This is a genomic window from Nocardioides sp. 503, from assembly GCF_004522095.1.
Lineage (GTDB): Bacteria > Actinomycetota > Actinomycetes > Propionibacteriales > Nocardioidaceae > Nocardioides.
Window position 1 is genome coordinate 532,382 of the sequence record NZ_SPUI01000003.1, and the last position, 26,033, is coordinate 558,414.

Here is a 26,033-nt window from a genome sequence, read left to right on the forward strand (position 1 = left end):
AGGCAGCGCGCAGGCGCGGTCTCCGGCACACGACCCGGTCGCGGCTCGCCGGCTCAGGTCCGGCTCACGCCCCGGGGCCGAGCAGGTGCGTCCACCGCAGCGCCGTGGCGATGTCGTCACCGAGCGTCATGGGGTCGAAGGGTTTGGCGATCACCCCGGAGATGGCATAGCCGTCCCAGGGCTGCTGCAGACCGACGGTGCTCTTGGCGGTGAAGAGGATGACCGGGATGTCACGCGTGCTCTCGTCGTCCTGCAGGTGCTGGAACGTCGTCAGCCCGTCCATGTCGGGCATCATCATGTCCAGGAGCATCGCGTCGGGGTGGTGGCGCCGGGCCATCTCGATGGCGTCGACGCCGCCGGAGGCCGTGAGCACGGTCCAGCCGTTCACCGACTCCAGGCTCATCTCGGTGAGCTGGCGGATCATCTCGTCGTCGTCGACCACGAGCACGGTGGGCATCGTCATGAGGGACCTTCCTCGGCAGGAGCCTCGTTCGGCGCGGCCGCGTCGTCGGTGCGCGGCCCGTGGTACGTCGCCGCATAGTAGGTCTGGCGGTCGATCACCTCGGTGGTGACGTCGCCGAAGGCCTCCAGGAGCTTCATGTAGGTCTGGCCGAAGCCGCGCGCGTCGTTGGCGGCGCACATGTCCCACGTGACGACCCCGCGGTCGGCCATCACCTCCAGTGCCATGGGCTCGATCATCGCGTGCAGCACCTGAGCGCCCTGGCGGTCGGGGTGCACGAGCGCGAAGCCGAAGTAGTACGTCGCCCCGCGGGCGGTGTGGTCGGGCAGGTGGTGGGCGAACCACTGGGGGCTGATCCACGGCACCGTGTCCAGGTCCTTGGTCAGCGTCGTCATCCCGACCGCCTCCCCGTCGTGGCCCCAGGCGATGTACTTGTGCACGCGCGGGTCGAGCATCTCCTCGAGGAACTCCGACTCGTGCAGCATGTGCCGGGCCACCGCGAGGGTCTGGATGCCCGAGAAGCTCTGCCGGTAGAGACGGTAGTAGTCCCGGGCGGTCTCGGGGTCGACGTGGGTCTCCACGGTCACCCGGGCCACGGCGCTGCGCGCGGCCTCCGGCACCGGAACCGACCTCGAGGTCGAGGTGACGACCTCGTCGTCGTGCAGCGGCGGCTCCGAGGGCCCCGTGGCCGTGACCGCGTGCCCGTGGGCGGTGCGCGGACCGACGGGCTGGTCCGGGGTGTCCTGGGCCCGCTCGGCGACGTCGCGCGGGCGCGGGGCGGGGTCGGCGGTCGGGGCGTCGCGCCACGTCGCGACCTCGTAGGCCGCGAGCACGAGCGCGCACACCGGCCGGTCCACGCAGACGGCCGAGGCCAGGGTCATGGAGACCGGTCCGAAGTCGTGGCCCCGCGTGGCCGACATGTCGGCGAGGCTGGTCTCGATGAGGGCCGCCACCTGCTCCTCGGAGCTGCCGTGGTGCTCGACGAACAGCCCCGCCCCGGTCTCGTCGGCGCACCAGCCGAGCCCCGCCCACGCGACGTCGCCCGGCTGCTCGGCGTAGGCCTCGGCGCGCACGGCGAACAGCACGTCGCCATGGGTGCCGCCCAGCGGCGAGTCCACGTTGCGGACGCGGCTGCCCGGCGGGATCACCGAGGAGAGGGTGACCAGGTTGAAGTCGGCCACGCCGGCCCGGTGCAGGGCGTGGTCGAACGCCGACAGCAGCGTGCGGCCGGTGCCCGAGCCGGTGCGCACGGTGATGGTCAGTCCGGCGGCGGCCTCGGCCGGCACGGTGTCCGCCGGCCGCCGCTGCGCCGATCGGGCGGTGCTCATGGCTCTCCTCGTTCGGTCATTCGTCGGTCGCGGCGACGGCGCCGAGGAGCTTCAGCAGCTCCCTGCTGAGCGCCTCGGGGCCGGTGCTGCCCTTGGTGAGGAACACGGTCGGCCCGAGGTGCAGGTCGTCGCGGCGGGGCCTCTTGACGTCCACGGCGCTGTAGACGACGAGAGGAGTCTGCGCCAGAGGTCGTCGCTGCTGGAAGGCGGCCACCACGTCCTCGCCCGATCCGTCGGGAAGCTGCAGGTCGAGGACGATGACGTCGGGCTCCCAGGCCGGGCCGCGGGTGATCGCCTCGGCCACGGACGCCGCGTGCACGACCTCCAGGCCGGCGTCGTCCAGCATCGCGGAGAGGACCTTCGCCAGGCCCTCGTCGTCCTCCACGAGCAGCACGCGGGTGCCGGTCGACCGGCGCCCCGACACCGCCAGGGTCACGGCCTCGACCAGACGGGTCTCGCTGACCGGCTTGACCAGCCACTCGTCGGTCTCGCGGGCCACGGCCTCGTTCGTCTCCGGGCCGAGCCCCGAGACGACCACCACCGGGATGTCCTGGGTCGGCTCGGCGCCGCGCACGGCGCGCAGCACGTCCGCGCCGGTCGTGCCCGGCATCATCAGGTCCAGCACGACGGCGTGGGGAGGCTCGGCGCGGATGAGCTCCAGCGCGCGGTCGCCGCTCGTGACGCCGGTCGCGCGGAAGCCGTGCTGGCGCAGGAGCGAGCAGAACAGCTCCACCACCGTCTCGTCGTCGTCGCAGACGAGCACGTGGCGGGTCCCGGGCGCAGGGGTGGCGGGCGCCGCCGCAGCGGTGGACCGGGACGAGCCGAGGACCGACGGCAGCGTGAAGTGGATGGTCGCGCCCCGGGCGAGACCGTCCTCGGCCCAGATGCGCCCGCCGTGCTTCTCCACGATGCCGCGCGAGATCGTCAGCCCCAGCCCGGTGCCGCCCTTCTGGCGGGTGTCGGAGGAGTCGACCTGCTCGAAGCGCTCGAAGATCGACTCCAGCTTGTCGGCGGGGATCCCGCGGCCGTCGTCGCTGACGCGGAAGTGGACGTTGCCTCCCACCGTCTGCGCGTCCATGCGAACGACCGAGCCCGGGTCGGAGAACTTGATCGCGTTGCCGAGCAGGTTCAGCAGTGCCTGCACGATCTGGTCCTCGTCGGCCAGCACGCGGCCCTCGGCCACGCCCACGGCCACGGACACCTTGGCCTGGGTCGCCATGCCCTCGATGAGCCTGGCGGCGGTGCTGAGCAGTCCGGCGGCCTCGCTCGTCTGCAGGTCCATCGGCTTGGTGCCGGACTCGATGCGCTCGATGTCCAGCAGGTCGTTGATGAGGCGGGTCAGCCGCTCGCTGCTCTGCAGGGCCACCTGGACCAGCGTCACGGCGCGCTTCGGGAGCTCGCCCAGCCGGCCGCTGTCGAGCAGGCCGAGGGAGCCGCGGATGGAGGTCAGCGGGGTCCGCAGCTCGTGGCTCACGACCGAGAGGAACTCGTTCTTCATCCGCTCGACCTCGCGGCGCTGGGTGATGTCGCGGAACGTCACCACGGCCCCCCTGTCGGCGGAGTCCTCGACCAGCGGGGAGGCGGTGATCTCGACGGCGAACGTCGACCCGTCGGCGCGGACGTACTCGTCCTCCTCGGACATGGCCAGGTCGCCGTGGGCGATCGCCTGGTGGATGTAGCACCCGGCGTACGGCAGCGGCGCACCGTCGTCACCCGGGGCGTGGAAGCGGTCGTGGGCGCGCTGCCCCCGCAGCTCCTCGGCGGAGGACCCGAGCATCTGAGCGGCCGAGGGGTTGATGAAGGTGATCCGGCCGTCGGCGTCGACGCCGTAGACGCCGTCCCCAACCGAGGTGATCAGCACCTCGTTCTGCCGCGCCAGGCGGCGCAGCCCGGCGGTCTGGTCCGCGACCCTGCGTTCGAGGCCGCGCCGCAGCGTGATGTTGTCGGCGGTGAGGAGGAGCTGACGGGAGCCCGCGGCCACCACGATCAGGACCCACAGGACCGACTGCGCGGCCTGCAGCCGGTCGGCGCCGCCGGCCGTCACCTGCACCACGGTGGCGACGGCCAGGATGCCGAAGACGAGCGCGGTCCCGGTGAGGTCGGAGGCGCGGAACTGGCCGGGGTCGGTCCGAGCGCGGCTCTCCTCGCGGGGCGGCGCCCACGCGGCGAGCCCGAGGGTCAGGTAGCCCGCGATCCAGCCCAGGTCGAGGGGGTCGCCGAACCGGTAGGTGCCCTTGTCGGTCAGGACCGCGTAGGAGAGGTCCGAGGCGGCGTACATGAGGAACGCGGCGGCGACCAGGCCCAGCATCACGCGGTCCCCCCGCGACGCGCGCACGACCAGGAGCACCGCCACGGTGACCAGGGCGACGTCGAGGGCCGGGAAGAGCAGGGCCAGGGCCCGGTTGGCGGCACCCGCGACCTCGCCCGAGTCGTCGAGCAGCTCGGAGTAGACGAGCGCGGAGGCGATCAGCATGAACGCACCACCGGCGACGACGCTGTCGAGGAGCATCACGAGCAGGTCCGCGCCCCGGCGCCGGACGCCCGGGAACAGCGTCAGGGCGACCGTCGAGATCGCGAGCGCCACGGCGATGCACAGGTTGGCGAAGAGACTGGGCTCGGTGACGGGGTCGGCCCCGACCACCGCGGACCAGGTGTTGCCGACCAGGAGCACGCAGCCGGCGACGACCAGCAGCCACCACGGGCGGGCGTCGGCCGCGGCGCTCGAGCGCGCCCGGCGGATCCCGGACCCGATCGCCACGATCCCCGCGATCACCAGGCCGACGCCGCTGACCGACTCGCGGGCGTCGGCCGGCAGCACCGGCGAGAGCAGGACCGCGAAGAGCGCCACCCCGAGGGTCGAGGCGACCGCGGCTACCCGGAAGCGCCGGCGGTGCCCGGACACCTCACCTGGGTCCGTCACGGGCGCCTCCGGTCCTGCAGCGCGGTGACCGACGGCCATGGATGGTTACTTTCGGACAGCGTGACGGGTGCGAGACGAGATCAGCTGCAGTCTAGGCCGCACGGCGCCGCGTCCCGGCATCGCCTCGGTGCGGCTCGGGGCTACTCCTCGCTCCCGCGAGCCGCCGCCGGCGCCGGGGGCAGCAACCGCAGCTGGAGCAGGGCGCCGAAGCGGACGTCGGGGTCGGAGAGGTCCATCTCCCCGACCTCCATGAGCCGCCGCAGCCGGTAGCGGAAGGTGTTGGGGTGCACGTAGAGCCCCTCCGCGGCCGCCACCACGTCGCCGAAGGCCTCCAGCCACGCCTGGAGGGTCTCCACGAGGTTGGCGTGGTGCTGGGCGTCGTACGTCATCAGGCGCGCCAGCGCCCCCTCGGGCCGGTCGCCGCGGGCCGCGACCACGTCGCGCATCTCGAGCATGAGGGCCTCGACGTGGATGTCGGCCAGCCGGGCCACGCGGCGCCCGCCGCCGCCGTCACGGAGGACGCGCAGGGCGCGGTCGACGCAGGAGCGCGAGTGCGCCAGCTCCCCCACGTCGCCGGCGGCCGGACCGATGCCGACGACCGCGCTGCGGCGGTCGCCGACCCGGTCGAGGAACTCCTGGCCGATCCTGGCGGCGCGCTCCTCGGCGCCGTCGGCCGTGCCGGGCACCGGGACCAGCCCGTAGGCGATGCCGCCGATCAGCGCCGCCGCCGACTTGGGGTGCACGGCCGACAGGTGCATGGCGAACGCGTCACTGAGGCGCTCGCGCTCGTGGGCCACCACGGCGTCGTCGTCGGCGCCGTCGCCGACGTCGGAGCCGGTCACCGCGACGCCCAGCACCATCAGCTGCTGGCCCCCCAGGCCCAGGCGGTCGAGCGCCTCGCGGGCCCCAACCCCGCCCTCGAGGGCCGAGCTCAGCAGGTCGGCGCGCAGCCGTCGCTGCACGTCCGCGCCGGCGCGCACGCGGAGCAGGTGCAGCGCCACCAGCTTGGCGGCGTCGCAGAGCGCCTCGGTGCGCTCGGCGCTGAGGGGTCCGGGCACGGCCGCCCAGATCGAGCCCAGCACCTCGTCGCCGGCCCGGACGGCCACGGCCACCCGCGGCTGGGTGAACGTGTTGCCCTCCATGGGGATGGGGGTGATGAAGACCGGCTGGTCGCTGCGGTGCAGGTCGCGGAAGACGCCGCGCTCCGACAGCACCCGCGCGTAGCGCTCCGGCACCTGGCGGCCCAGGATCGTCTCGACGCGCGAGGGGTCGGCCTCGTCCTGGCGACCCGAGAACGCCAGCACCCGCGAGCTGCGGTCCTCGATCGTGATCGGCGCGTCGAGCAGGGAGGAGATGGCGTTGGCGACCGCGAACAGGTCACCCGAGGGCAGCCCACCCAGCGACTCCGGCTCGGAGACGCCGATGTCGCCCTCCGCGAGCAGCGAGCGGAGCATCGCGGCGAGGTGGGCCCACGGCGCCCCGCGGCTGAGGGCCAGGAGGGTGACGCCGGAGTCCCGGACCGCCGCGTGCACCTCGTCGGTGAGGTGGACCGGGCTGCGCAGCACGAGGCCGGCGGCGCGCTGCTCGCCGAGCGAGCGCAGCAGCTGGGCCACGTGACCCGGCTCGTCCACGCCGACGCCCAGGACCAGCGCCGCCGGCGGCAGCAGCGGCAGGTCGACCGGGTCGTGGATCACCACGCCGCCGATCTCCTGCGCCCCCTCGGCGTCGCCGGCGACCAGGTCGAGCAGGGTGGCCCCGAGGTCGTCGAGGACGCGCCCGAGGCTGGCACGGGGACGCAGGGTCACGGCGGGGATCACCATCCGACGGTAGGGAGGCCTGCCTCAGCGTACTTCGTCGCGCACCACCAGATCGGTCGTCCAGGTTGGTGGATCCGACAGGCGGGGGTTGGAGCGGGGTCGAAGCGGGGTCGTGTGCCGCTCGCAGCATTCGGGCGCTGCCTCCGGCACACGACCCACGCGAGCATGCGAGCCACGCGAGCCACGTCGGCCTGGTGACGGGTCGTGTGCCGCCCGCAGCGTCCAGGCGCTGCCTCCGGCACACGACCCGGGCGGCCGCCACCCTCAGGCGGGGATCCACTCCGTGCGGGTGGTGACGGCGGCGAGCTCGTCGGGGAGCGGGTCGACCCCGATGCCGGGCCCGGTGGGCACGGTGAGGTGGCCGTCCTCGAGGACGAACGGCGTGGTGATGTCCGTGGCGTAGAAGCGGCCGGAGGCGGAGGTGTCACCGGGGAGCACGAACCCGGGCAGGGCGGCGAGCGCGAGGTTGGCGGCGCGGCCCAGGCCGGTCTCGAGCATGCCTCCGCACCACACGGGCACGCTGTGGGCCACGCAGAGGTCGTGGATGCGGCGCGCCTCGAGGTAGCCGCCGACCCGCCCGGGCTTGATGTTGACCACCGAGCAGGCACCGAGCCGGATCGCGGCCGCGGCGGAGCGTGCGGAGGTGATCGACTCGTCCAGGCAGACCGGGGTGGTGATCAGCTTGGCGAGGTCCGCGTGACCGAAGAGGTCGTCCTCGGGCAGCGGCTGCTCGATGAGGAGCAGGTCGAAGGCGTCGAGGCGCGCGAGCTGACGCGCGTCCGACAGGGTGTAGGCGGTGTTGGCGTCCACCTGCAGCAGGACGTCGTCGCCGAAGCGCTCGCGCACGGCGCGCACCGGCTCGACGTCCCAGCCGGGCTCGATCTTGAGCTTGATGCGGACGTAGCCCTCGTCGAGGTAGCCCGCGACGGCGTCGAGGAGCTGGTCGACGCTGTCCATGATGCCCACCGAGACGCCCGAGGGCACCCGGTCGTGGACGGAGCCGAGCTCGCGCGACAGCGGTCGGCCCTCGGCGCGCAGCTCGGCGTCCAGGACGCCCATCTCCAGCGCGGCCTTGGCCATCCGGTGGCCGTAGAACGGCTCGAGGGCCGAGCCCACGGTGGCGGCGTCGAACGGCGCGGCCGCGGCGAGCGCCGGCACCAGGAAGCGCCGCAGCACGTCGGCGGCGCCCTCGATGTACTCCTCGTTGTAGAGCGGGGAGGTCATCGTGACGCACTCGCCCCACCCCTCCCCCTCGTCGGTCACGACGCGCAGCAGCAGCAGCTCGCGCGTCGTCTGGGTGGAGAAGGAGGTGCGGAAGGGCGACACCAGCGGCATCGACACCCAGCGCAGCTCCACGCCGGTGAGCTTCATCGGAGGACTCCGTCTCGGAGGGGATCGGGCGTACGGCGGACGACGTAGCCGCCCGTGCGGTCGAAGCCGGTGATGCGCGAGCCGTCGGCCACCAGGGCCGTGAGCACCTCGCGCACCGCGTGCCGCCACAGCTGGGCGGCCTCCGGGTCGGTACGGCGCAGCGTCTCGATGTCGTCGGGCACGGCGACCAGCGACGTGTCGCCGTCGAGGCGGCCCCGCACCGGGAGGCCGTCGGGGCCGACGGACAGCGCCGCGACCGCCCCCGGACCGACCGGCTCCCGGACGGCGTCCCCCGACGCCGCGGCCTGCACCTCCGCCGACCGCAGGGGCCAGCGGACCAGGAGCCGGTCGGAGTCGTCGGCGCCGTTGATGCGGTCGGGCATGGCGCCGTAGAAGTTGGGGAGGTACTCGGCCGGCAGCGCGCCCAGCTTGACCAGGTTGAAGTGGGCGTTGCGGCTGACCAACGGGTCGTAGGTCCAGGCGATCTCCGAGACCCCGCGCAGCAGGGCCCACGAGCGCTGGTGGAGCTTGAGCGCGAAGCCGACGCTGCGCCCCACGGCCGTGGTCGAGACGCCGGCGATGTGGCTGTGCAGCGCGTCCTCGGCCGGCGCGTGGAAGAAGCCCACGCAGGCGCCGACCAGCCGGCCGTCCTCGAAGGCGCCTCCGACGTAGTTGCCGGCCTTGGTGAAGGCACGCAGGAGCTCGAGGGTCACCGGCGGGTTCTCGTCGCGCCCCCAGATCGTGGCGAAGAGGTCGACGACCACCCCGAGCTCCTGCAGGTCCAGGACCTCGCGGACGGAGACCCCCGCGGCCAGGGCCGCCGCGTCGGCGGCCTGGACCGCCAGGTCGAGGTCGGGCGCCCGAGGCGCGGTCACGTTGGTCACAGCACCCATGCTGGCGAGGTTCTCGGCGCCCGTCATGGTCGCACCGCACCAGTCGGGTGCAGGTCGTTCGTCGTGCGCAACGGCTCGGCGAGCAGGTCCGCGACGAGCCGCGCGAGCAGCGCCGTGCGGCCGCCGATCGGGGCGACCAGCACGTGCTCGTGGTCGGCGTGCGCGCCACCACCGACGGCGCCCAGGCCGTCGAGGGTGGGAGTGCCGACACCGGCGGTGAAGTTGCCGTCGGAGGCGCCGCCGACCGCGACGGCGGTCAGGTCCGGCAGGCCGAGCTCGGAGGCCAGGCGTCGGGCTCGCTCGAGCAGGTCGGTGGCCATGGCCTCCTCCAGGGGCGGCCGGTTGGGGCCGCCGAGCACCTCGACGCGGGCGCCGTCGAGCACGGGGCGCAGCGCCTGCATGGCCGCGTCCACCCGGTCCTGCTCGGCGACCGTGCGCACCCGGGCGTCCACGGCGAACGACGACTCGGCCGGGACCGTGTTGGTGGTCGTGCCCGAGCGGCCCGCGGTCGGCGTGACGGTGGTGCCGAGGTCGGGGTCGCCCAGGGCAGCGACGACCAGCGCCTGGTGGGCCAGCTCGATCGTGGCGTTGACGCCGCGCTCGGGCTCGAGCCCGGCGTGCGCGGCACGTCCGTGCAGGCGTACGTCGTAGAGCGAGACGCCCTTGCGCTCGGTCTTCAGCGCCCCGCCGTCGGCCGAGGCCTCGAGCACCAGCGCGGCGGAGGCGAGGCGCGCCTCGTCCTCGATCAGCCCGCGTGACGTGGGAGAGCCGAGCTCCTCGTCGCCGGTCACCAGGACCGTGACGCCGTCGAGCGCCTCCGCTCCCTCGGTCGAGGCGAGCGAGCCGAGCGCGTGGAAGGCCATCACCAGGCCCGTGAGCATGTCGAAGCAGCCGGGCCCGCGCACGACGCCGTCCTCCACCGAGAACGGGCGGACGGCGAGCGTGCCGAGCGGCCACACCGTGTCGTGGTGGCCGACCAGCAGCACCTGCCGCGGGCCGGCGCCGAGCCGCCAGCGCAGGTGGGTCACGCCGTCGAGCACGATGCGCTCCGGCTCGGCACCCAGGTGCGCCGCGCCGACCCGGGCGACGACGTCGGCCGAGCGCGCGACGGCATCGAGGTCGGACGAGGGCGACTCGCACTCGACGAGCTCGCGCAGGTCGGCCAGGAAGGCGTCCACTAGTCCACCCGCGGTGTGGCGCGCACGCCGAAGTGGAGGTAGCGCTCGCCGGTCGGCAGCTCGTAGAACGTGACGGGCGCCCAGGTCTCCACCCCGGGAGGCCGTACGGCGAACAGTCCGGGCCCGGCGGGCACCAGCCGGTGCTCGTCGACCGGGTCCGGCACCATCTCGGCGATCGGGCCGCTGATCGTGGTGCGCATCGTCGGACCGTCCTCGCCGTCGAGGATCTCGGTGAGCACCGAGTGCCGACGGTAGGTGCCGACGTACGGCGTGATGTCGACCTCGGCGTCGGCGGGCGGGACGAACGGCTCGGCCATCTCCACGCCGGCCAGCTCCGCGAACAGCTCGCGGTAGAGGTCCTGGTAGAGGTCGCGGGTGTGGCCGCCGTTGGTGAGCAGCGTGACCGCGAGACCCTGGTCGGGCAGGACCCGCAGGAACGCCGCCTGGCCGATCGTGTTGCCGTCGTGGCCGACGAGCCGGTGCCCGCCCCAGCCGAACCGGATCCAGCCCAGGCCCCACGAGTCGCCCAGGACGAGCTTGTCGGGCAGGTCGGCCTGGTGCGCGGTCATCGCGTCGGCGCTCTCCTGGCTCAGCAGGCGGGTGCCGTCGACGGCCACACCGCCGGTGAGGTGCATGCGGGCGAAGGCGAGCACGTCCGCGGCCGTGGCGGTGATCAGCCCGGCCGGGCCGAGCGAGCGCGGCAACTGCCACACGGGCGCCACCATCTGCTGGCCCTCGTGCTCGAGGTGGCCGGTGGCCGCGCTGTGCAGCAGCGCCTCCTCGGGCAGGGTGACCGTCCGGGTCAGGCCCAGCGGCGTGAAGAGCCGGTCGCGCATCGCCTGGTCCCAGGTCGAGCCGGTGACCTTCTCGATCAGTCGCCCCATCAGGGAGTAGCCGGAGTTGCAGTAGGACCAGGTGGCGCCGAGCGGGTGGTTCTGGCCGGCGTCGGCGAGCAGGTCGACGTACTTCTCCAGGCAGTCGTCGCCGCGCCCGGTGTCGGTGAAGACGTCGCCGTCGATGCCGCTGGTGTGGTTGAGCAGGTGGCGCAGGGTGACGGTCTTGGTGACCTCGGGGTCGGAGAGCCGCAGCTCGGGCAGGACCTCGACGACCGGGGCGTCGAGCTCGAGCAGACCCTCGTCGACCAGCTGCATGGCGACGGTGGCGGTCCAGACCTTGGAGATCGACCCGATCTGGAAGAGCGAGTCGGGCGTCGCGCGCACCCCGCTCTCGACGTGGAGCACGCCGTGGGCGGCGGTGACGACCTCGTCCTCGCCGTCGGGCGAGTAGCGCAGGATGCCGAGCTGGGCGCCGGGCACCCCGTGGCGCTCGGCGAGCTGGGCGAGTCGCCGCTCCCAGTGGGCGGCGTCGATGCGGGAGCGGCCGGCGGCGACGGTGTGCTGCTCGAGCCAGTCGACGACGCGGCGGTTGTAGTCGGAGCGGTGCGAGGGCCTGCCGGTGAGGATGAACTCGTGGGCCTGCTCGGGGTAGACCACCAGCCGGGTGGGCACGCCGAGCTGGCGCAGCGAGGTGTGCCACTGCTGGGCCTGGCCGAGGTCGCAGCGCAGGTCGCCGCCGCCGTGCAGGATCAGGGTGGGCGTGCGGACGTCGGCGACGCGTGTGATCGGCGACATCGCGGCGTAGGCCTCGGGCTGCTCCCACGGGGTGCCGCCGAGCTCGAAGGCGCCCATCAGGGCGCCGTCGTCGCAGGTGCCGTACATGCTCGTCAGGTCGCTGACGAGCCCGCCGGCCACGGCCGCCGAGAAGCGGTCGTCGTGGGCGGTGAGGTAGCAGGTCATGTAGCCGCCGTAGCTGTAGCCCGTGACCGCCAGGCGCTCGGGGTCCGCGAGACCCTCGGCGACCAGCGTGTCGACGGGCTCCAGGAAGTCGGCGGCGTCGGCGACGCCCCACCTCCCGTTGACGGCGTCGAAGAACGCCTCGCCGTAGCCGTCGCTGCCGCGCGGGTTGACCAGCAGCACCGTCCAGCCGCGGGCGACCAGCTCCTGGTGGTAGAGGTGCATCTCGTCGGCGGCGTCGTTCCACGCGTTGTGCGGGCCGCCGTGGACGTCGACGAGCAGCGGCCCGGGGGCGCTGAGCGCGGGGTCGCGCACGACCCAGCCCTGAACCTCGGTGCCGTCGCTGATCGTGAACGTCCGCGAGACCCGCTCGAAGAGCTCGACGTCGCCCAGCGCGGAGCCGTGGTCGGTGAGCACGCGGGTGTCGCCGCTGGCGAGGTCGACGGTGACGATCTCGCCGTACGACGTCGGGGTGGCCAGCGCGACCGCCGCCGTGCCGCCGGCGACCGACAGGCCCGAGACGACGCGCCCGTCGCCGTCGAGCATCGGGCTGACGACGCCGTCCGCGACGCGGTGCAGGTGGGTGCAGCCGCGGTCGCGCACGCAGAAGAGCACGCCGTCGGCGGTGTCGACCGGGCGCGCGCCGGGGTAGGCGGTCGCGCCGGGCATGACGTTGCGGTCGAGGTCCGGGGCGAGGTCGACGGCGTCGCCGCCGTCGGTCCCGACGCGCAGCAGGTGGGCGTGGCCGCGGGGGTCGCCGGGCCAGCCGACGACGAGCAGGCTGCCGTCCTCGGCGACGTCGACGGTCCCGGCGACGCCGTCCGCGAGGGCCACGACGCGCGCGCCGGCCTGGGCGTCGTCGACGTCGAGGAGGTGCACGGCGGTGCGGAAGCTCAGGTCGGTGTCCTCGCCGACGCGCCGGGGGAAGGCCAGCGTGCGGCCGTCGGCCAGCCAGGCCGGCTCGCCGGCGCTCTCGGCGCCGTCGGTCAGCTGCCGGCACTCGCCGCTCGCGAGGTCCAGCAGGTGCAGCTGGGTGCGCACGGACCCGACCATGCCGGCGCCGTCGGCCTGGTAGTCGAGCCGCTCGGCGACGATCGGGCCGGTGCCGCGCGGAGCGGGGTCGACCGCCGCGGTGAACGCGACCCGGCCGCCGTCGGGGCTCCACACCGCGACGCCGGCGCCGAGCGGGAGCGAGGTGACCTGCTCGGGCTCGCCGCCCTCGGCGGGCAGCAGCCACAGCTGGGCCGCGTCGTCCTCCGCGCGGAGGAAGGCGAGCCGGGAGCCGTCGGGCGACCAGCGGGGGGCGGTGTCGGAGGTACCGCCGGTGAGCCGCCGCGGGACCGCGCCGTCGGCGGTGCCGACGGACCACAGCCGGTCGACGTGGGTGTCCTGCTCGGCGTCGATCGTGCGGACGACGTAGGCCACGCGGGAGCCGTCGGGCGCCAGGGCCGGCTGGGAGGGCACCGCGAGGGCGGGCAGGTCGTCGATGCGCATCCGTCGGGTCACGAGGTGCTCCTTGCAGGGCGTGCGTGGGTGGGGGGACGCGAGCCCGGCACGGCGGCCAGGAGCTCACGGGTGTATGCGTGCTGGGGGTCGACGAGGACCTCGGAGACGGGCCCCTGCTCGACGATCCGGCCCTGGTACATCACCGCGACGTGGCTGGCGACGTAGCGGACCACGGCGAGGTTGTGGGAGATGAAGAGCATCGAGAGACCGAGCTCGCGCTGGAGCTCGCGCACCAGGTTGAGCACGGCGCCCTGGATGGAGACGTCGAGCGCGGAGGTGATCTCGTCGGCGATCACGACCTTCGGCTGCCCGGCGAGGGCGCGGGCGAGCGCGGCGCGCTGCCGCTGGCCGCCGGAGAGCCGTCCGGGCAGGGCCCCGGCGACGTCCGGGTCGAGGTGCACCAGCGTGAGCAGCCGCTCGACCTCCGCCCGGCGCTCGGCGCGTCCGGGACCGGGCGGCATCGGCTCGGTGATGCTCTCGCCGATGGTCATGCGCGGGTCGAGCGAGGAGAACGGGTCCTGGAAGACCATCTGCAGGGGGCGGACGCGACCGCGCCTCGGCACCGGCTGCCCACCGAGCAGGATCTCCCCCGAGTGCAGCGGGGCGAGGCCCACGGCGGCGCGGGCCAGCGTGGACTTGCCCGAGCCGGACTCGCCGACCAGGCCCACGACCTGGCCCTCGGGCACGGTCAGGCTCACCCCGTCGACGGCCGTGAAGGGCCGGCGGGCGGTGCCGTAGCGGACGGTGACGTCGTCGAAGCGGAGCTCACTCATACGGCGTCGGCCTCCACGAGCTCGCCGGTCTCCTCGTCGAGCCCCAGCGGCTCGCCGGCGTGCCAGCACGCCACCTTGATGCCGTGCTCGACCGGCGCCAGCGGCGGGTCGACCGTGCGGCAGTGGTCGTCGGCCAGCGGGCAGCGCGGGGCGAACGGGCAGCCGACGATCACGTCGGTCGGGCTGACGGGTCGGCCCGGGACGACGGCCAGCGGCTGCTCGAGGTCGGTGTGCATGTCCGGGACCGCTGCCACGAGCGCCCGCGTGTAGGGGTGCTGGGCGCCGCCGTCGAGCTGGTCGGCGGGCAGGTCCTCGACGATGCGGCCGGCGTACATGACCAGGACCCGGTCGCACACCTCGCCGACGACGGTGACGTCGTGGCTGATGAGCACGAGCGCCACGTCGTCCTCGTCGCGGATCGCCTGGAGCAGGTCCAGGACCTGCTGCTGGACGGTGACGTCGAGGGCGGTCGTCGGCTCGTCGGCGATGATCAGCGACGGGTTGCCCATGACGCCCATGCCGATCATCGCGCGCTGGCGCATGCCGCCGGAGAACTCGTGCGGGTACTGGGTCGCGCGCTTCTCGGGGTCGGGCACGCGCACGGCGCGCAGCCGGTCGACGGCGCGAGCCATCGCCTGCTTGCGGCTCATGCCCTGGTGGTGGACGGCGACCTCGGCGAGCTGGCCGCCCATGCGTCGCGTCGGGTTGAACGACGTCATGGGGTCCTGGAAGACCATCGCCATCGACGTGCCCAGGAGGTGCCGGTGGGCGCGGGGGCCCTCGCGGAGGTCGGCGCCGCGGAACTGCAGGCGGGCGGCGTCCACCCGGCCGGGCTCCTCGATCAGCTGCGCGACCGCGAGGGCGGTCAGGGACTTGCCGGAGCCGGACTCCCCCACCACGCCGAGCGCCTCGCCGTGCCGCACCGAGAAGCTGACGCCGCGCACCGGGCGGATCGGCCCGGCCGGGCCGGGGAAGGACACGCGCAGGTCCTGCACGTCCAGCACGAGGTCCGAGGGCGACCCGTCGAGGGCGTGCTCGTCGGTCCCGCCGGCCGAGAGGGCCGGCGCGGAGGCCGCGTCCTCGTCGGTGACGGTCAGCCGGCCGCCGACGGTGCTGACGCCGAGCCCCTTGGCGACCGACTCGCCGAACAGGTTGAACGCGAGCCCGGCGACGAGCACGGCCAGTCCCGGCGCCAGCGCGGCGGCGGGGTTGACGTAGATCATGCCGATGCCCTCGAAGAGCAGCCGGCCCCAGTCGTAGCTGGGTGCCTGGACCCCGAGCCCGAGGAACGACAGGCCGGCGAAGGCCAGGAGCGAGCCGCCGGCCGAGATGGTCGCGTTGACGACCAGCGGCTCCGCGATGTTGGGCAGCACGTGGCGCAGCAGGACGCGCACCCGGCCGACCCCGGCGACCCGGGCGGCGGAGACGTAGTCCAGGGCGGCCACGCCCGCGACGAGGGTGTGCACCAGCCGGGCGAACGACGGGGCGCTGGCCATGCCGATGGCGAGCACGGCGCCGGTGGCGCCCACCCCGAAGATGACGGCGAAGAACAGCGCCAGCAGCAGGCCCGGGAAGGCGACCGCGATGTTGACACCGGCGGTGACGAGCCGGCCGAGCCGGCGACCGAGGAGCAGCGGCGCGGAGCCGAGGACCAGGCCGACGACGACGCCGATCACGGTGGCGGCCAGGGCCAGCTCCATGGACAGGCGGGTGGCGACGAGCGCGCGGAAGAAGATGTCGCGCCCGAGCGAGTCGGTGCCGGCCCAGTGGTCGCCCGACGGCCCGGTCAGGATGTGGTCGGTGTCGATGACCTCGGCCCGGTCCGACCACAGCATCGGGGCGACGATCGCCAGGACCAGGACGGCCGTGACGAGCAGCCCCGTGGTGAGTCCCAGGGGCGTGCGGACCACGCGGAGCCAGCGGCGTGACATGTCAGTCCTCGGCGATCATCGAGCGCGGGTCGAGCAGGGCGAGCGCGACGTCCACGACCGTGTTGGCCAGCAGCACGCCGACGCCGTAGACGAGCACGATGGCCTGGACCACCGGGTAGTCCTTGCTGAGGATCGAGGCCACGATGGTCCTCCCGAGGCCCGGCCAGGCGAAGACGTTCTCCACCAGCACGGTGCCGGCCACCAGGGAGCCCAGCAGCAGCCCGCAGATCGTGAGGCCCGCGGTGAGCGCGTTGGGCAGCGCGTGGCCGAGGTAGATGGAGCGCGAGGGCAGCCGCTTGGCGCGCGCCGTACGGACGAAGTCGGCCTCGAGCACCGCGACCATCTCCACCCGGAAGATCCGCGACAGGATCGCGGCCGGTCCGATCGCGAGGGCCAGCACGGGCAGCACGTAGGCGTCCGCGGTGGCGTTGCCGGCCACCGGCAGCCACTGGAGGCTGACGCCGAACACGTAGACCAGGCCGACGCCGATGAGGAAGTCCGGGATGGTCCCCAGCACCACGCTCGTCGTCGTGAAGGCCAGCTCGCTGCGCCGGCCCCGGCCGCGCCGGGTGACGACGCCCATGAGGACCCCGAGCGGGACGGCGACCGCGACCGAGACCAGGAAGCCCAGCATCGCCAGCGTCAGTGTCGCCGGCAGCCGCTGCGACACGATGTCCGCCACCGGCAGCTGGGAGGTCAGCGAGGTGCCGAGGTCACCGGTGAAGAGCCCCTGCAGGTAGTGCCAGTACTGGACGAACAGCGGGTCGTTGAGACCCAGCGCCTCGCGTCGGGCCTCCACCAGGGCGGTGGGGGCCGTCGGGCCGAGCGCGCCCCGCACGGGGTCGCCCGGGATCAGGTGGATCATCAGGAACGAGGCGGTCACCAGCACCGCGAGCGACATCAGCAGTCGCCCGAGGCGCCGGATGCCGAAGCGCACCCAGCGGTGGGACAGGACCCCCGAGACCCGTCCCACCGTGGGCGGCGTCGAGGCGACCGAGCTCGCCGTCGTCGTCATCGACCTGCTACTTCGCCATCATCCGGATGCTGGTGGGCACCAGGTTGCCGGGCGTCTCGAACTCCGCCTTGGCGCCGTAGGTGCGCACCGTGTTGTTGGCGAAGGGCACGATGTCGGCGTTGGCGATCAGCTTCGACTCCGCGTCGAGCCAGGCGTCGCAGCCCTCGACGCCGGCGGTCTTGGAGGCGGCCTCGATCCCGGCGGTGTAGTCGGGGTTGTCGATGGAGGCGAAGTTGGTGCCGTCGGGCGCCGCCGGTCCGGAGAGGAACGGCACGAGCTGGTCGGGGGCGTTGACGTTCAGCGAGACCCAGACGACGTCCCAGTCGCCGGCCCCGAAGATGGTGCCGGTCAGCGTGGTCTCGTTCTGGCTCTTGGCCGTCGCCTTGACGCCGATCTCCTTCCACTGCGAGACCGCGAGCTCGGAGGCCGCGGCGCCGCCGGTGCCGGCGTTGGCCTGGTAGAGGAACACCAGGTCGAGGGGCTTGCCGTCCTTGGTGCGGGTCCCGTCGTCACCGAGCGTCCAGCCGGCCTCGTCGAGCAGGGCGCCGGCGGCCTCGGGGTCGTTCTTCGGCAGGGAGCCCGACGCGGAGTCGCCCGGGCAGGTGGTCGGCGCGATGGCGGCCAGCGTGGTCGGCGCCGCGCCGGTCCCGGAGGTCAGCACCTTCTGGAGCTCGTCCAGGTCGAGGGCCTGGGTCAGCGCGAGGCGGACCTTGGGGTCGTTGGTCGGGCGACCCTCGGCCTGGTTGTACCACTGCTCGCCGATGAGCGCGGGGGTCTCGGCCGCGAACAGCCCGGCCCCCTGGAGGCGCTTGGCGTCCGGGCCCATGATCTGGGCGGAGTTGATCTCGCCCGACAGCAGCAGGTTGGCCGCGGTGGTCTCGTTCTCGATCACCTTGACGACGATCGTGTCGGGCATGCCCTTCTCGTCGGTCGTGGCGCCGTTGGGGCCCCAGGTGTAGCCGTCGCGGATCGAGTAGGTGTAGCTGTCGCCGGGAGCCGCCTCGGACAGCTCGTAGGGGCCGGTGCCGTTGGTGGCCTGGGCCAGCGACTTGCGGTCCTTCAGCCCGTCCGGGCAGACGATCGGCAGGCTGGCCAGGCCGTTGAGCACGAACGGCGCCGGGTCGGTGAGCTTGAGGGCCACCGTGCCGGCCGCGTCGTCCCCGGTGGCCTTGGCCCCGACCGGGAGGAAGGTGCCGAGCAGCGGGCTCTGGTTGGCCGGGTCCGCGACGAAGTTGATGTTGTCCGCGACCACGGTGGGGGTCAGGTCCGTGCCGTCGGCGCAGGTGATGCCGTCGGCGAGCGTGAGGCTGACGTCCGTGCCCTCGGCCGACCACTCGGTGGCCAGCCCCGACTCGATCTCGCCGGAGTCGGCGTTGACGCTCAGCAGCGGGTCGTAGGCGAGCTGGGTGACCGCGAAGAGCGCGCTGCCGGCTCCCATCTGCGGGTCCAGGTTGCCCGGGTCCGCGGACGAGGCCATCGTGAAGGTGCCGCCGTCGACGATGTCCCCGCCTCCTCCCGACTTGGAGTTGGGGTCGTCACCGCCCCCGCCGCAGCCGGCGAGGAGAGCGGTGGTGACGCACAGGCCGAGAGCAGTGGCGGTCAGCTTCATGGGCGGTTCCTCTGGTCGTGGAGCGGTGGTGGCGGTGCCGGGGTCGTGCTGGGTCCTGCTGGGACGTGCGGTGGTCGGGCGGGGGTCAGGAGCCGGCGCGACGGACGGCGCGACCGACGTGGAGGTAGAGCGCGTGGCCGTCGCCGTCGTCGCCGAGGAAGGCGTGCGGCATGAACATCCCGCGGTCGGCCTCGATCGGGATCAGGCTCTCGTCGGAGTAGCGGACCAGCTGCTTGCGCGCGGGCACCTCGCCGATCTCCTCGGCGAGCCCGCTCGGCTTGATGTCCATCCAGACGCGGTGCTCGTCGTCCTGGGTGATGTCGATGTCGAAGACCTGCGCGGAGTAGGTGCCGACGAAGCGGCTCGCGTCGACCAGGGGCTCGGGCTCGGTGGGCGGCACCGGGAGCGTGGGCATCTCGACCCCGCCCAGCTCGGAGAGCAGGTGGGAGTAGATGTCGCGGTAGAGCGGGAACGCGTCGCCGCCGTTGGTGAGCAACGCGATGGCCACGCCCTTCTCGGGCACGATGCGCAGGAACGCCGCCTGGCCGATGGTGTTGCCGTCGTGGCCGACGAGCACCCCGTCGGGGGTCTCGAAGAGCTCCCAGCCCAGGCCCCAGTGGGTGCCCATCAGGCCGAGGTACGGCAGGGCGACCTGCTTCTCCTGCATGGCCGCGACGGTGCCGGGCTCGAGCACCTGGGTGCCGTCGGGCGCCACCCCGCCGTCGAGGTGCATCTTGGCGAACGCGACCAGGTCGCGGGGCCGCATGGACAGCATCGAGCCGGCCGGGCTGTTGGAGCGGGCGAGCGCCCAGATCGGCGCGGCCTCGTAGGGGGCGCCGGGCTCGGGCTGGATGTGGCCGACGGCGGCGCGGTGCAGGATCGCCTCGTAGACGTTGGTCGCGGTGTGGGTGAGCCCGAGCGGCGTGATGATGTGGTCGCGCAGGCAGGCGTCGTAGGGCTTGCCGCGCAGCACCTCGACGAGCCGGCCGAGCACGCAGTAGCCGGCGTTGTTGTAGGAGAACAGCTCGTCGGGCGCGAACAGCTGCGGGACGTCGTGGAGCACGTCGAGGTACTTCTCGACGCAGTCGTCACCGACACCGGTGTCGGTGAAGATGTCGCCCTCGAAGCCGGCCGTGTGCTTGAGCAGCTGGTGGGTGGTGATCTTCACCGCGGCCGACTCGTCGGCGATCCGGAACTCCGGCAGGTAGGTGCGGATCGGCACCTGCAGGTCGAGCAGCCCCTCGTCGACCAGCTGCATGACCAGGGTGGCCGTCCAGACCTTGGTGACCGAGCCGATCTGGAAGACCGAGTCGGGCGTGGCCTCGACGCCGGTGGTCCGGCTCAGCACGCCGGCGGCGTGGTCGACGACCCGGCCCTCGGCCAGCACGGCGACGGCCGCGCCGGGCACGTCGTACTTCTCGATCAGGGCCGGCAGGTTCTCGGCGATCCAGGTCTCGACGCGCTCCAGTGTCATGCAGGTCACGCTAGGGAGGCACGACCCCCGTCGTGTTCGTCCGGCGTGACAAGCGGGCCCGGGGTGATCCGTCCGCGCGCACAAGACGACCGCCACACGACGGTCGTCGTCCGTTCAGGCGACGGCCTCGAAGCGGATGCCCGCGGCCTGTAGACGGGACAGCAGGTGCTCCCCCATGGCCTGGACGGTCGTGACCTGGCCGGCGGTCTCCGGGTTGTCGTCGAGCACGAGGCACAGCGCCGACTCGGCGAGCATCTTCGCGGTCTCCCCGTAGCCGGGGTCGCCGCCCGAGACGCGGGTGTGGACCGTGCGGCCGTCGCCCTCGCCGATGAGGTCGACGGTGAACCACGACCTCTCGCGCTTGGCCTCGTCGGGCCCCTCGCCCTGCTTGACCCGGCCGAGCAGGAGGTCGCGCAGCGGCTTGACCTGCGCGGCGAGCGCCATGGCCGTGACCCCGGCGGCCCCGCCCGCGGCGTAGTGCAGGGTCTTGGTGCCGGCGTAGTGGGAGTAGCGGAACGTCGGGCCGTACTCCGCCAGGGCTGCGCCGGAGCGGGCGACCACGAGCGGGTCGATGGTGGGCATCGGCAGCAGCCAGAAGCCCAGCTGGCGGTCGCGGTGCGGCTTGCCGGCGACCGCGCGCGAGGAGCGCCCGTCAGCGGGCTTGGGCTCGATCCGTCGGCGCGCGGCGGACGCCTCCTTCGACTGCTTCGGGCGCGACATCGCGTTGACCGCCGAGTGGAAGGTGCCACCGGAGAACATCCCGCTCGCGCGGACCACGCCGCGGACGGTGACCGGACCGGAGGCGGCGAGCTGCCGGACCGTGAAGTAGGCGCCGAGGTCGTGCGGGATCGAGTCGAAGCCGCAGGCGTGGACCAGGCGGGCGCCGGTGCGCACGGCGGTGGCGTGGTGGGCGAGGTACATGCGGTCGACGAACTCCGGCTCGCCGGTGAGGTCGACGTAGTCGGTGCCTGCCTCGGCGCACGCGGCCACGAGCGGCTCGCCGTGGTGGAGGTAGGGGCCGACGGTGGTGATGACGACCCGGGCGCGCGCCGCCACGGCGGCCAGCGAGGCCGCGTCGGTGACGTCGGCGGCGATCAGCTCCAGCGACTCCAGCGCCGGGTCGATCGCGACCAGCCGGCGGCGTACGGCCTCCAGCTTGTCGGGGCTGCGGCCGGCGAGGCCCCAGCGCAGCCCGTCGGGGGCGTGGCGGGCGAGGTACTCGGCCGTGAGGCCGCCGGTGAAGCCGGTCGCGCCGAAGACGACGACGTCGAGCTCGCGGGAGGATGCGGGGGCGGCCATGGGGTCATCGTGGCACCGACCGCAGCCGCGATGGAACCGGGCCCACCACCCACCTCGTCGTACCCCCTGACGGCCGGCACCCACCGACCGCTCCCCCGACCGAGGACCGTCACCCCATGGACCACGACACCGAGTTCGCCGCGTACGCCGAGGAGGCCTGGCCCGCCCTCGTGCGGTCGGCCGTCTTCCTCGGCTGCCGGCGCCCGGAGGCCGAGGACCTCGCGCAGACGACACTCACGCACTGCTACGCGTCCTGGGCGAGGGTGCGCGCGGCCGACAACCGGGACGCCTACGTCTACCGGATGCTGGTCAACTCCCTGCGCGACAGCAGGCGGCGGCGCTGGTGGGGCGAGCGGCCCACCGACGAGCTGCCGGAGGGACCGGCCGCGGGGCGGACCGACGAGACCGCCCGCGTCGACACCGCCGACGCGATCCACCGGGCGATGACCGGGCTGAGCAAGGTCAACCGCGACGTCGTGGTGCTGCGCTACTTCGCCCAGCTCACCGAGCAGCAGACCGCCGAGGCCCTCGGCATCCCCGCCGGCACCGTCAAGAGCCGGCTCTCGCGGGCGCTGCGCCAGCTCGCCTCCGACCGACACCTCACCGACGTCGGCGCTCTCACCGAAGGACTCCACGGAAGGGGGACGCCATGAGCGACCTCGAACGCCTCTGGGACCGGCTCCCGGTCGGACCGGCGCCGCTCGCCGAGATCATGCGCGACGGCGCCGCGGGCGCCGCAGGCCGGCGGCCGGAGCGCCGTCGCCGGGTCGTGCGCCCGCTGGTGCGCGCCGCGGTCGTCGGGTCCGTGGCCGCCGCGTTCGTCGTCGGGGTGCTCGTGGGCCAGCCCGCGGACGACGGGGCCGGCCCGGGGGCCGCCCCGCCCGCCGGGCCGCCCGCACCGAACACCCCGATCACGCCCGCGGCCTTCCACGGCGACCTGCGAGCGGCGGCGTCCTGCGACGCGCTGCTCGACCACTACGTCGAGCGCGCGCTGGAGCTGGTCGGGCCCTACGGGTGGGACTACTACACCGACTACAACGCCTCCCTGGCGATGCCACGAGGCACCCTGGACGGAGGGGCGATGTTCCGGAAGGAGGCGCCCTCCACCGAGCAGTCGGTCAGCAGCGACACCGGCACCAACGTCCAGGAGGCCGGGGTCGACGAGCCCGACCACGTCAAGACCGACGGCGAGCTGCTGGTGCGGGTGCGCGGCGCCGAGCTCACGACGTACGACGTCAGCGGCGACGCGGTGGCCGAGCTCGGCTCCCTGGACCTCGGCGAGCTGCGCGACGCCGAGATCATGCTCAGCGACGACACCGTGGTCGCCGTCGGGGCGATCGGGCGCGGGTCGGCGCCCGGGACCCGCGTGGTCACGGTCGACGTGGCCGACCCGGCGGCACCGGCCGTGACCGGGACCGTCGACTACGACAGCGCGCTCCAGAGTGCGCGGCAGCACGGCGACGACGTCCGGCTGGTGCTCGCGTCCGGCCTGCCGAGCCTGGACTTCGTCGAGCCGCGGCGCCGCGGCGGCACCTGGCGGCAGCGCGACCGCGCCGCCCTGCGGGCCAACCGGGCGGTCGTGCGCGAGTCCACGCTGGCCGACTGGGTGCCCCAGGTGACGACGGCGTCCGGGCGCGAGCAGCTGGTCGCGTGCGGCGACGTCGCGATCCCGAAGGCCGATCTCGCCCTGGACACCACCGCGGTCGTCGGCTTCCCCGCCGACGCGCCCTCGCAGCTGAGCACGCTGGGGCTGGCCGGCTCGGCGCCGCTGGCCTACGAGTCGCCCGACCACCTCTACCTCGCCACGCAGGCCGACCCGTGGGGCGGCTGCTGCGTCGACTCGATGTTCTCGGCCCGTCGTACCTCCGGCGCCGTCAGCGGGGTCACCCACGTCTTCGACTTCGCGCTGGAGGGCGCCGGCGCCTCCTACGTCGGGTCCGGCGAGGTCGAGGGCGCGCTCGCCGACCGGTGGTCGGTCGACGAGCACGACGGCGTCCTGCGGCTCGCCGTCGGCCCGACGCAGGAGACCGGCGACTACAGCTCGATCGTGACGCTCGAGGCCCAGGGCGACGAGCTCGTCGAGGTCGGCCGGCTCGACCACGTCGGCGACGACGAGACCATCCAGTCGGTGCGCTGGTTCGATGACCTGGCGTTCGTGGTGACCTTCCGCCAGGTGGACCCGCTCTACGCGATCGACCTGAGCGACCAGACGGCGCCGCGGCTCGGCGGCGAGCTCAAGATCCCCGGCTTCTCCGACTACCTCCACCCCCTCGGGCCGCACCGGCTGGTGGGCATGGGCGAGGGGCCGGGCGAGGGCGGGCGCTGGGGGGCGCAGGTGTCGGCGTTCGAGATCAGCGACCTCGACGCGCCCCGCCGCACCGACGTGCACGCCTACGCCGGCGGCACGACCGCGCTGGCCGGGCAGGACCCGCGCCAGTTCACCTGGCTGCCCCGGGAGCGGGTGGCGCTCACGGTGATCCAGCGCGGCAGCACCGGCTACGTCTCCGTGCTGACCTTCGCCCGCGGCAAGATCACCGACCGGCTGGTCGAGGTCGAGCACGGCGACGACGTGTCCGCCGTACGCCTCGTCCCCCTGCCCGGCGACCGCGTCGCCCTCGTCACCGGCGAGGACGTCGAGATGTTCCCGCTCTGAGGGGCCGCCGGTCGGGATAGTCCCCAACAAAATCGTGGCCGGAGCCTTCCGAGAAGCACGAATTTGTGAGGGACTATCCCGGCGGGGCCGGCGACGTAAACTCGGGTCATGTGCCGCAACATCCGCCCGCTCAACAACTTCGAGCCGCCGGCCACGCGTGACGAGGTGACTGCCGCCGCGCTGCAGTACGTGCGCAAGGTCAGCGGGACGACCAAGCCGTCGCAGGCCAACCAGGCGGTCTTCGACCAGGCCGTCCGCGAGATCGCCCACCTCACCCAGCACCTGCTCGACGACCTGGTGACGGCCGCTCCGCCCAAGGACCGCGACGTCGAGGCCGCCAAGGCGCGGGCGCGCGCCGAGCTGCGCTACGCCCGCTAGGTGGGCCCGGTGACGGCCGCGCCGGCCCCCGCGTCGTACGACGACGCCTGCGCGCTGCTCGACGGTCGGCCTCTCGTCGTCCTCACCGGCGCCGGCCTCTCGACCGACTCCGGCATCCCCGACTACCGCGGCCCGGGGGCACCGGTGCGGGCGCCGATGACCTACCAGGAGTTCGTGGCCGGGGCCGAGGCGCAGCAGCGCTACTGGGCTCGCAGCCACCTCGGGTGGGGGCGCATGCGCCACGCCTCCCCCAACGACGGCCACCGCGCGCTCGCCGCGCTGGACCCCGAGCTGCTCATCACCCAGAACGTCGACGGGCTGCACGAGGCCGTCGGGACCCGGCGGCTGGTCGCCCTGCACGGGCGGATCGCCGACGTGGTCTGCCTCGACTGCCGGGTCACCTCCTCGCGGGTGGCGCTGCACGACCGGATGACCGAGCTCAACCCCGGCTTCACCGCGCGCCACGCCACCGCCGAGGTCCGACCCGACGGTGACGTCGAGCTCGACGACACCGCCGACTTCGTCGTCCCCGCGTGCGAGGACTGCGGCGGGGTGCTCAAGCCGGACGTGGTCTTCTTCGGCGAGAACGTCCCCGCGCCGCGCGTCGAGCGCTGCTACGCGGCGGTCGAGGGCCTGGCGGACTCCGGGGGCGTGCTGCTGGTGGCCGGCTCGAGCCTGACGGTGATGAGCGGCCTGCGCTTCGTCCGCCGCGCGAGCAAGCTCGGCGTCCCGGTCGTCATCGTCAACCGCGGCGCCACCCGCGGCGACGAGCACGCGACGTACAAGCTCGAGCTCGGCTGCTCGGAGTTCCTCGCCGCCCTTGCGGGCTGAGGCTCACCCGCTCGCCGACGTGACCGGGAGTACGAGCGCAGCGAGTACTCCGTAGGGAGCGACGAAGTCGCTCCCCCGTCATTCCACCAGCTTGCGCACGAAGATGTGGTTGGCGGCGTCGGGGACGATCTCGGCGGTCTCGCCGCCGGAGCCGACGAGCACGCCGTCGGCGGTGGCGACGATGGTGACGGTCTTGTCGGGGAGCGCGCCGACGCGGCGCATGGCGCTCATCAGCGACTCGTCCTTCTGCATCTCCTCGGAGATGCGGCGCACCAGGACGCGGCCCTCCTCGGCGCCGGCGGCCTGCGTGAGCGACTCCACGCCCTCCATGAACTCCTCGCCGACGGTGACCTCGCCGAGCTCGTCGAGGCCCGGGATCGGGTTGCCGTAGGGCGACTCGGTGGGGTGGTCGAGCAGCTCGAGGAGGCGGCGCTCGACGGTCTCGGACATGACGTGCTCCCAGCGGCAGGCCTCCTCGTGCACGAGCTCCCAGTCGAGCCCGATCACGTCGGTGAGCAGCCGCTCGGCGAGCCGGTGCTTGCGCATCACCCGGGTGGCGAGCTGGGTGCCGACGTCGGTGAGCTGCAGGTGGCGGTCGCCCTCGACGGTGAGCAGGCCGTCACGCTCCATGCGCGCGACGGTCTGCGAGACCGTCGGGCCGCTCTGGTGGAGTCGCTCCGCGATGCGGGCGCGCAGCGGGACGATGCCCTCCTCCACGAGCTCGTAGATCGTGCGGAGGTACATCTCGGTGGTGTCGATCAGGTCGCTCACCTACCCATTCTTACGCATGTGTGTGTGCCCCTG

General features: G+C 73.7%; 19 protein-coding genes. 4 read left to right on the plus strand and 15 right to left on the minus strand.

Features of this window, described 5'->3' with window-relative positions; all coding sequences use genetic code 11:
• Nucleotides 1-64: 64 nt before the first annotated feature.
• The 14 genes from E4622_RS09925 to E4622_RS09995 form a co-directional block, all read right to left on the minus strand.
• Entirely contained in the window at nt 65-463 is a 399-nt protein-coding gene (locus E4622_RS09925) for a response regulator (RefSeq protein ID WP_134740034.1), read from the minus strand.
• Complete coding sequence (locus E4622_RS23060) at nt 460-1,788, minus strand: pyruvoyl-dependent arginine decarboxylase (RefSeq protein WP_209021862.1); 1,329 nt, start codon at nt 1,786-1,788, stop codon at nt 460-462. Before E4622_RS23060 ends, E4622_RS09925 begins: the two co-directional genes overlap by 4 nt.
• 16 nt (nt 1,789-1,804) lie before the next feature.
• Nucleotides 1,805-4,708, minus strand: coding sequence for a response regulator (locus E4622_RS09940; protein ID WP_134740035.1), 2,904 nt, complete (start codon nt 4,706-4,708; stop codon nt 1,805-1,807).
• 140 nt (nt 4,709-4,848) lie between these two features.
• The gene (locus E4622_RS09945; protein ID WP_209021863.1) at nt 4,849-6,525 is read right to left on the minus strand and encodes a helix-turn-helix domain-containing protein; all 1,677 of its coding nucleotides are present in this window, start codon (nt 6,523-6,525) and stop codon (nt 4,849-4,851) included.
• A 264-nt stretch (nt 6,526-6,789) separates the two neighbouring features.
• The gene (menC, locus tag E4622_RS09950; protein ID WP_134740037.1) at nt 6,790-7,896 is read right to left on the minus strand and encodes an o-succinylbenzoate synthase; all 1,107 of its coding nucleotides are present in this window, start codon (nt 7,894-7,896) and stop codon (nt 6,790-6,792) included.
• Nucleotides 7,893-8,789 (minus strand): GNAT family N-acetyltransferase, encoded by an 897-nt coding sequence (locus E4622_RS09955; protein WP_134740770.1) that lies wholly within the window; start codon nt 8,787-8,789, stop codon nt 7,893-7,895. Before E4622_RS09955 ends, menC begins: the two co-directional genes overlap by 4 nt.
• Nucleotides 8,790-8,812: 23 nt before the next feature.
• Nucleotides 8,813-9,967 carry a M20 family metallopeptidase gene (locus tag E4622_RS09960; RefSeq protein WP_134740038.1) on the minus strand — a complete coding sequence of 385 codons (1,155 nt, stop codon included), beginning with the start codon at nt 9,965-9,967 and terminating at the stop codon, nt 8,813-8,815.
• The gene (locus E4622_RS09965; RefSeq protein WP_134740039.1) at nt 9,967-13,266 is read right to left on the minus strand and encodes a serine hydrolase; all 3,300 of its coding nucleotides are present in this window, start codon (nt 13,264-13,266) and stop codon (nt 9,967-9,969) included. Before E4622_RS09965 ends, E4622_RS09960 begins: the two co-directional genes overlap by 1 nt.
• Nucleotides 13,263-14,039: an ATP-binding cassette domain-containing protein gene (locus E4622_RS09970; RefSeq protein ID WP_134740040.1), complete on the minus strand. Its 777-nt coding sequence runs from the start codon at nt 14,037-14,039 to the stop codon at nt 13,263-13,265. The genes E4622_RS09965 and E4622_RS09970 overlap by 4 nt, the downstream gene beginning before the upstream one ends.
• The gene (locus E4622_RS09975; protein ID WP_134740041.1) at nt 14,036-15,970 is read right to left on the minus strand and encodes a dipeptide/oligopeptide/nickel ABC transporter permease/ATP-binding protein; all 1,935 of its coding nucleotides are present in this window, start codon (nt 15,968-15,970) and stop codon (nt 14,036-14,038) included. The genes E4622_RS09970 and E4622_RS09975 overlap by 4 nt, the downstream gene beginning before the upstream one ends.
• A 1-nt stretch (nt 15,971) precedes the next feature.
• Nucleotides 15,972-16,985, minus strand: a complete 1,014-nt coding sequence (locus E4622_RS09980; protein ID WP_134740042.1) for an ABC transporter permease — start codon at nt 16,983-16,985, stop codon at nt 15,972-15,974.
• Nucleotides 16,986-16,992: 7 nt separating this feature from the next.
• The gene (locus E4622_RS09985; RefSeq protein WP_134740043.1) at nt 16,993-18,594 is read right to left on the minus strand and encodes an ABC transporter substrate-binding protein; all 1,602 of its coding nucleotides are present in this window, start codon (nt 18,592-18,594) and stop codon (nt 16,993-16,995) included.
• Between the two features lie 85 nt (nt 18,595-18,679).
• Complete coding sequence (locus E4622_RS09990; RefSeq protein WP_134740044.1) at nt 18,680-20,068, minus strand: serine hydrolase domain-containing protein; 1,389 nt, start codon at nt 20,066-20,068, stop codon at nt 18,680-18,682.
• Nucleotides 20,069-20,182: 114 nt separating this feature from the next.
• Nucleotides 20,183-21,367 carry a saccharopine dehydrogenase NADP-binding domain-containing protein gene (locus E4622_RS09995; protein WP_134740045.1) on the minus strand — a complete coding sequence of 395 codons (1,185 nt, stop codon included), beginning with the start codon at nt 21,365-21,367 and terminating at the stop codon, nt 20,183-20,185.
• Nucleotides 21,368-21,483: 116 nt separating this feature from the next.
• Between E4622_RS09995 and E4622_RS10000 the strand changes: the two genes are divergently transcribed.
• The 4 genes from E4622_RS10000 (at nt 21,484) to E4622_RS10015 (ending at nt 25,229) form a co-directional block, all read left to right on the plus strand.
• Nucleotides 21,484-22,020 (plus strand): SigE family RNA polymerase sigma factor, encoded by a 537-nt coding sequence (locus tag E4622_RS10000; RefSeq protein WP_134740046.1) that lies wholly within the window; start codon nt 21,484-21,486, stop codon nt 22,018-22,020.
• Complete coding sequence (locus tag E4622_RS10005) at nt 22,017-24,020, plus strand: beta-propeller domain-containing protein (RefSeq protein ID WP_134740047.1); 2,004 nt, start codon at nt 22,017-22,019, stop codon at nt 24,018-24,020. Before E4622_RS10000 ends, E4622_RS10005 begins: the two co-directional genes overlap by 4 nt.
• A 108-nt stretch (nt 24,021-24,128) precedes the next feature.
• Nucleotides 24,129-24,398 (plus strand): DUF2277 domain-containing protein, encoded by a 270-nt coding sequence (locus E4622_RS10010; RefSeq protein WP_134740048.1) that lies wholly within the window; start codon nt 24,129-24,131, stop codon nt 24,396-24,398.
• 9 nt (nt 24,399-24,407) lie between these two features.
• Nucleotides 24,408-25,229, plus strand: coding sequence for a Sir2 family NAD-dependent protein deacetylase (locus tag E4622_RS10015; RefSeq protein WP_134740049.1), 822 nt, complete (start codon nt 24,408-24,410; stop codon nt 25,227-25,229).
• 78 nt (nt 25,230-25,307) lie between these two features.
• On the opposite strand, the gene E4622_RS10020 is transcribed toward E4622_RS10015, so the two are convergent.
• Nucleotides 25,308-26,000 carry a metal-dependent transcriptional regulator gene (locus tag E4622_RS10020; protein WP_134740050.1) on the minus strand — a complete coding sequence of 231 codons (693 nt, stop codon included), beginning with the start codon at nt 25,998-26,000 and terminating at the stop codon, nt 25,308-25,310.
• Between the last annotated feature and the right edge of the window lie 33 nt (nt 26,001-26,033).

Excerpts from the sequence above, each read along its gene's own strand:
- E4622_RS09955 (WP_134740770.1), bottom strand. The coding sequence starts at position 8,789 with ATGGGTGCTGTGACCAACGTGACCGCGCCTCGGGCGCCCGACCTCGAC.
- E4622_RS23060 (WP_209021862.1), bottom strand. The coding sequence starts at position 1,788 with ATGAGCACCGCCCGATCGGCGCAGCGGCGGCCGGCGGACACCGTGCCG.
- E4622_RS10000 (WP_134740046.1), top strand. The coding sequence starts at position 21,484 with ATGGACCACGACACCGAGTTCGCCGCGTACGCCGAGGAGGCCTGGCCC.
- E4622_RS10010 (WP_134740048.1), top strand. The coding sequence starts at position 24,129 with ATGTGCCGCAACATCCGCCCGCTCAACAACTTCGAGCCGCCGGCCACG.
- E4622_RS09975 (WP_134740041.1), bottom strand. The coding sequence starts at position 15,970 with ATGTCACGCCGCTGGCTCCGCGTGGTCCGCACGCCCCTGGGACTCACC.
- E4622_RS09970 (WP_134740040.1), bottom strand. The coding sequence starts at position 14,039 with ATGAGTGAGCTCCGCTTCGACGACGTCACCGTCCGCTACGGCACCGCC.
- E4622_RS09985 (WP_134740043.1), bottom strand. The coding sequence starts at position 18,594 with ATGAAGCTGACCGCCACTGCTCTCGGCCTGTGCGTCACCACCGCTCTC.
- E4622_RS10005 (WP_134740047.1), top strand. The coding sequence starts at position 22,017 with ATGAGCGACCTCGAACGCCTCTGGGACCGGCTCCCGGTCGGACCGGCG.
- menC (WP_134740037.1), bottom strand. The coding sequence starts at position 7,896 with ATGAAGCTCACCGGCGTGGAGCTGCGCTGGGTGTCGATGCCGCTGGTG.
- E4622_RS09995 (WP_134740045.1), bottom strand. The coding sequence starts at position 21,367 with ATGGCCGCCCCCGCATCCTCCCGCGAGCTCGACGTCGTCGTCTTCGGC.
- E4622_RS09990 (WP_134740044.1), bottom strand. The coding sequence starts at position 20,068 with ATGACACTGGAGCGCGTCGAGACCTGGATCGCCGAGAACCTGCCGGCC.
- E4622_RS09925 (WP_134740034.1), bottom strand. The coding sequence starts at position 463 with ATGACGATGCCCACCGTGCTCGTGGTCGACGACGACGAGATGATCCGC.
- E4622_RS09980 (WP_134740042.1), bottom strand. The coding sequence starts at position 16,985 with ATGACGACGACGGCGAGCTCGGTCGCCTCGACGCCGCCCACGGTGGGA.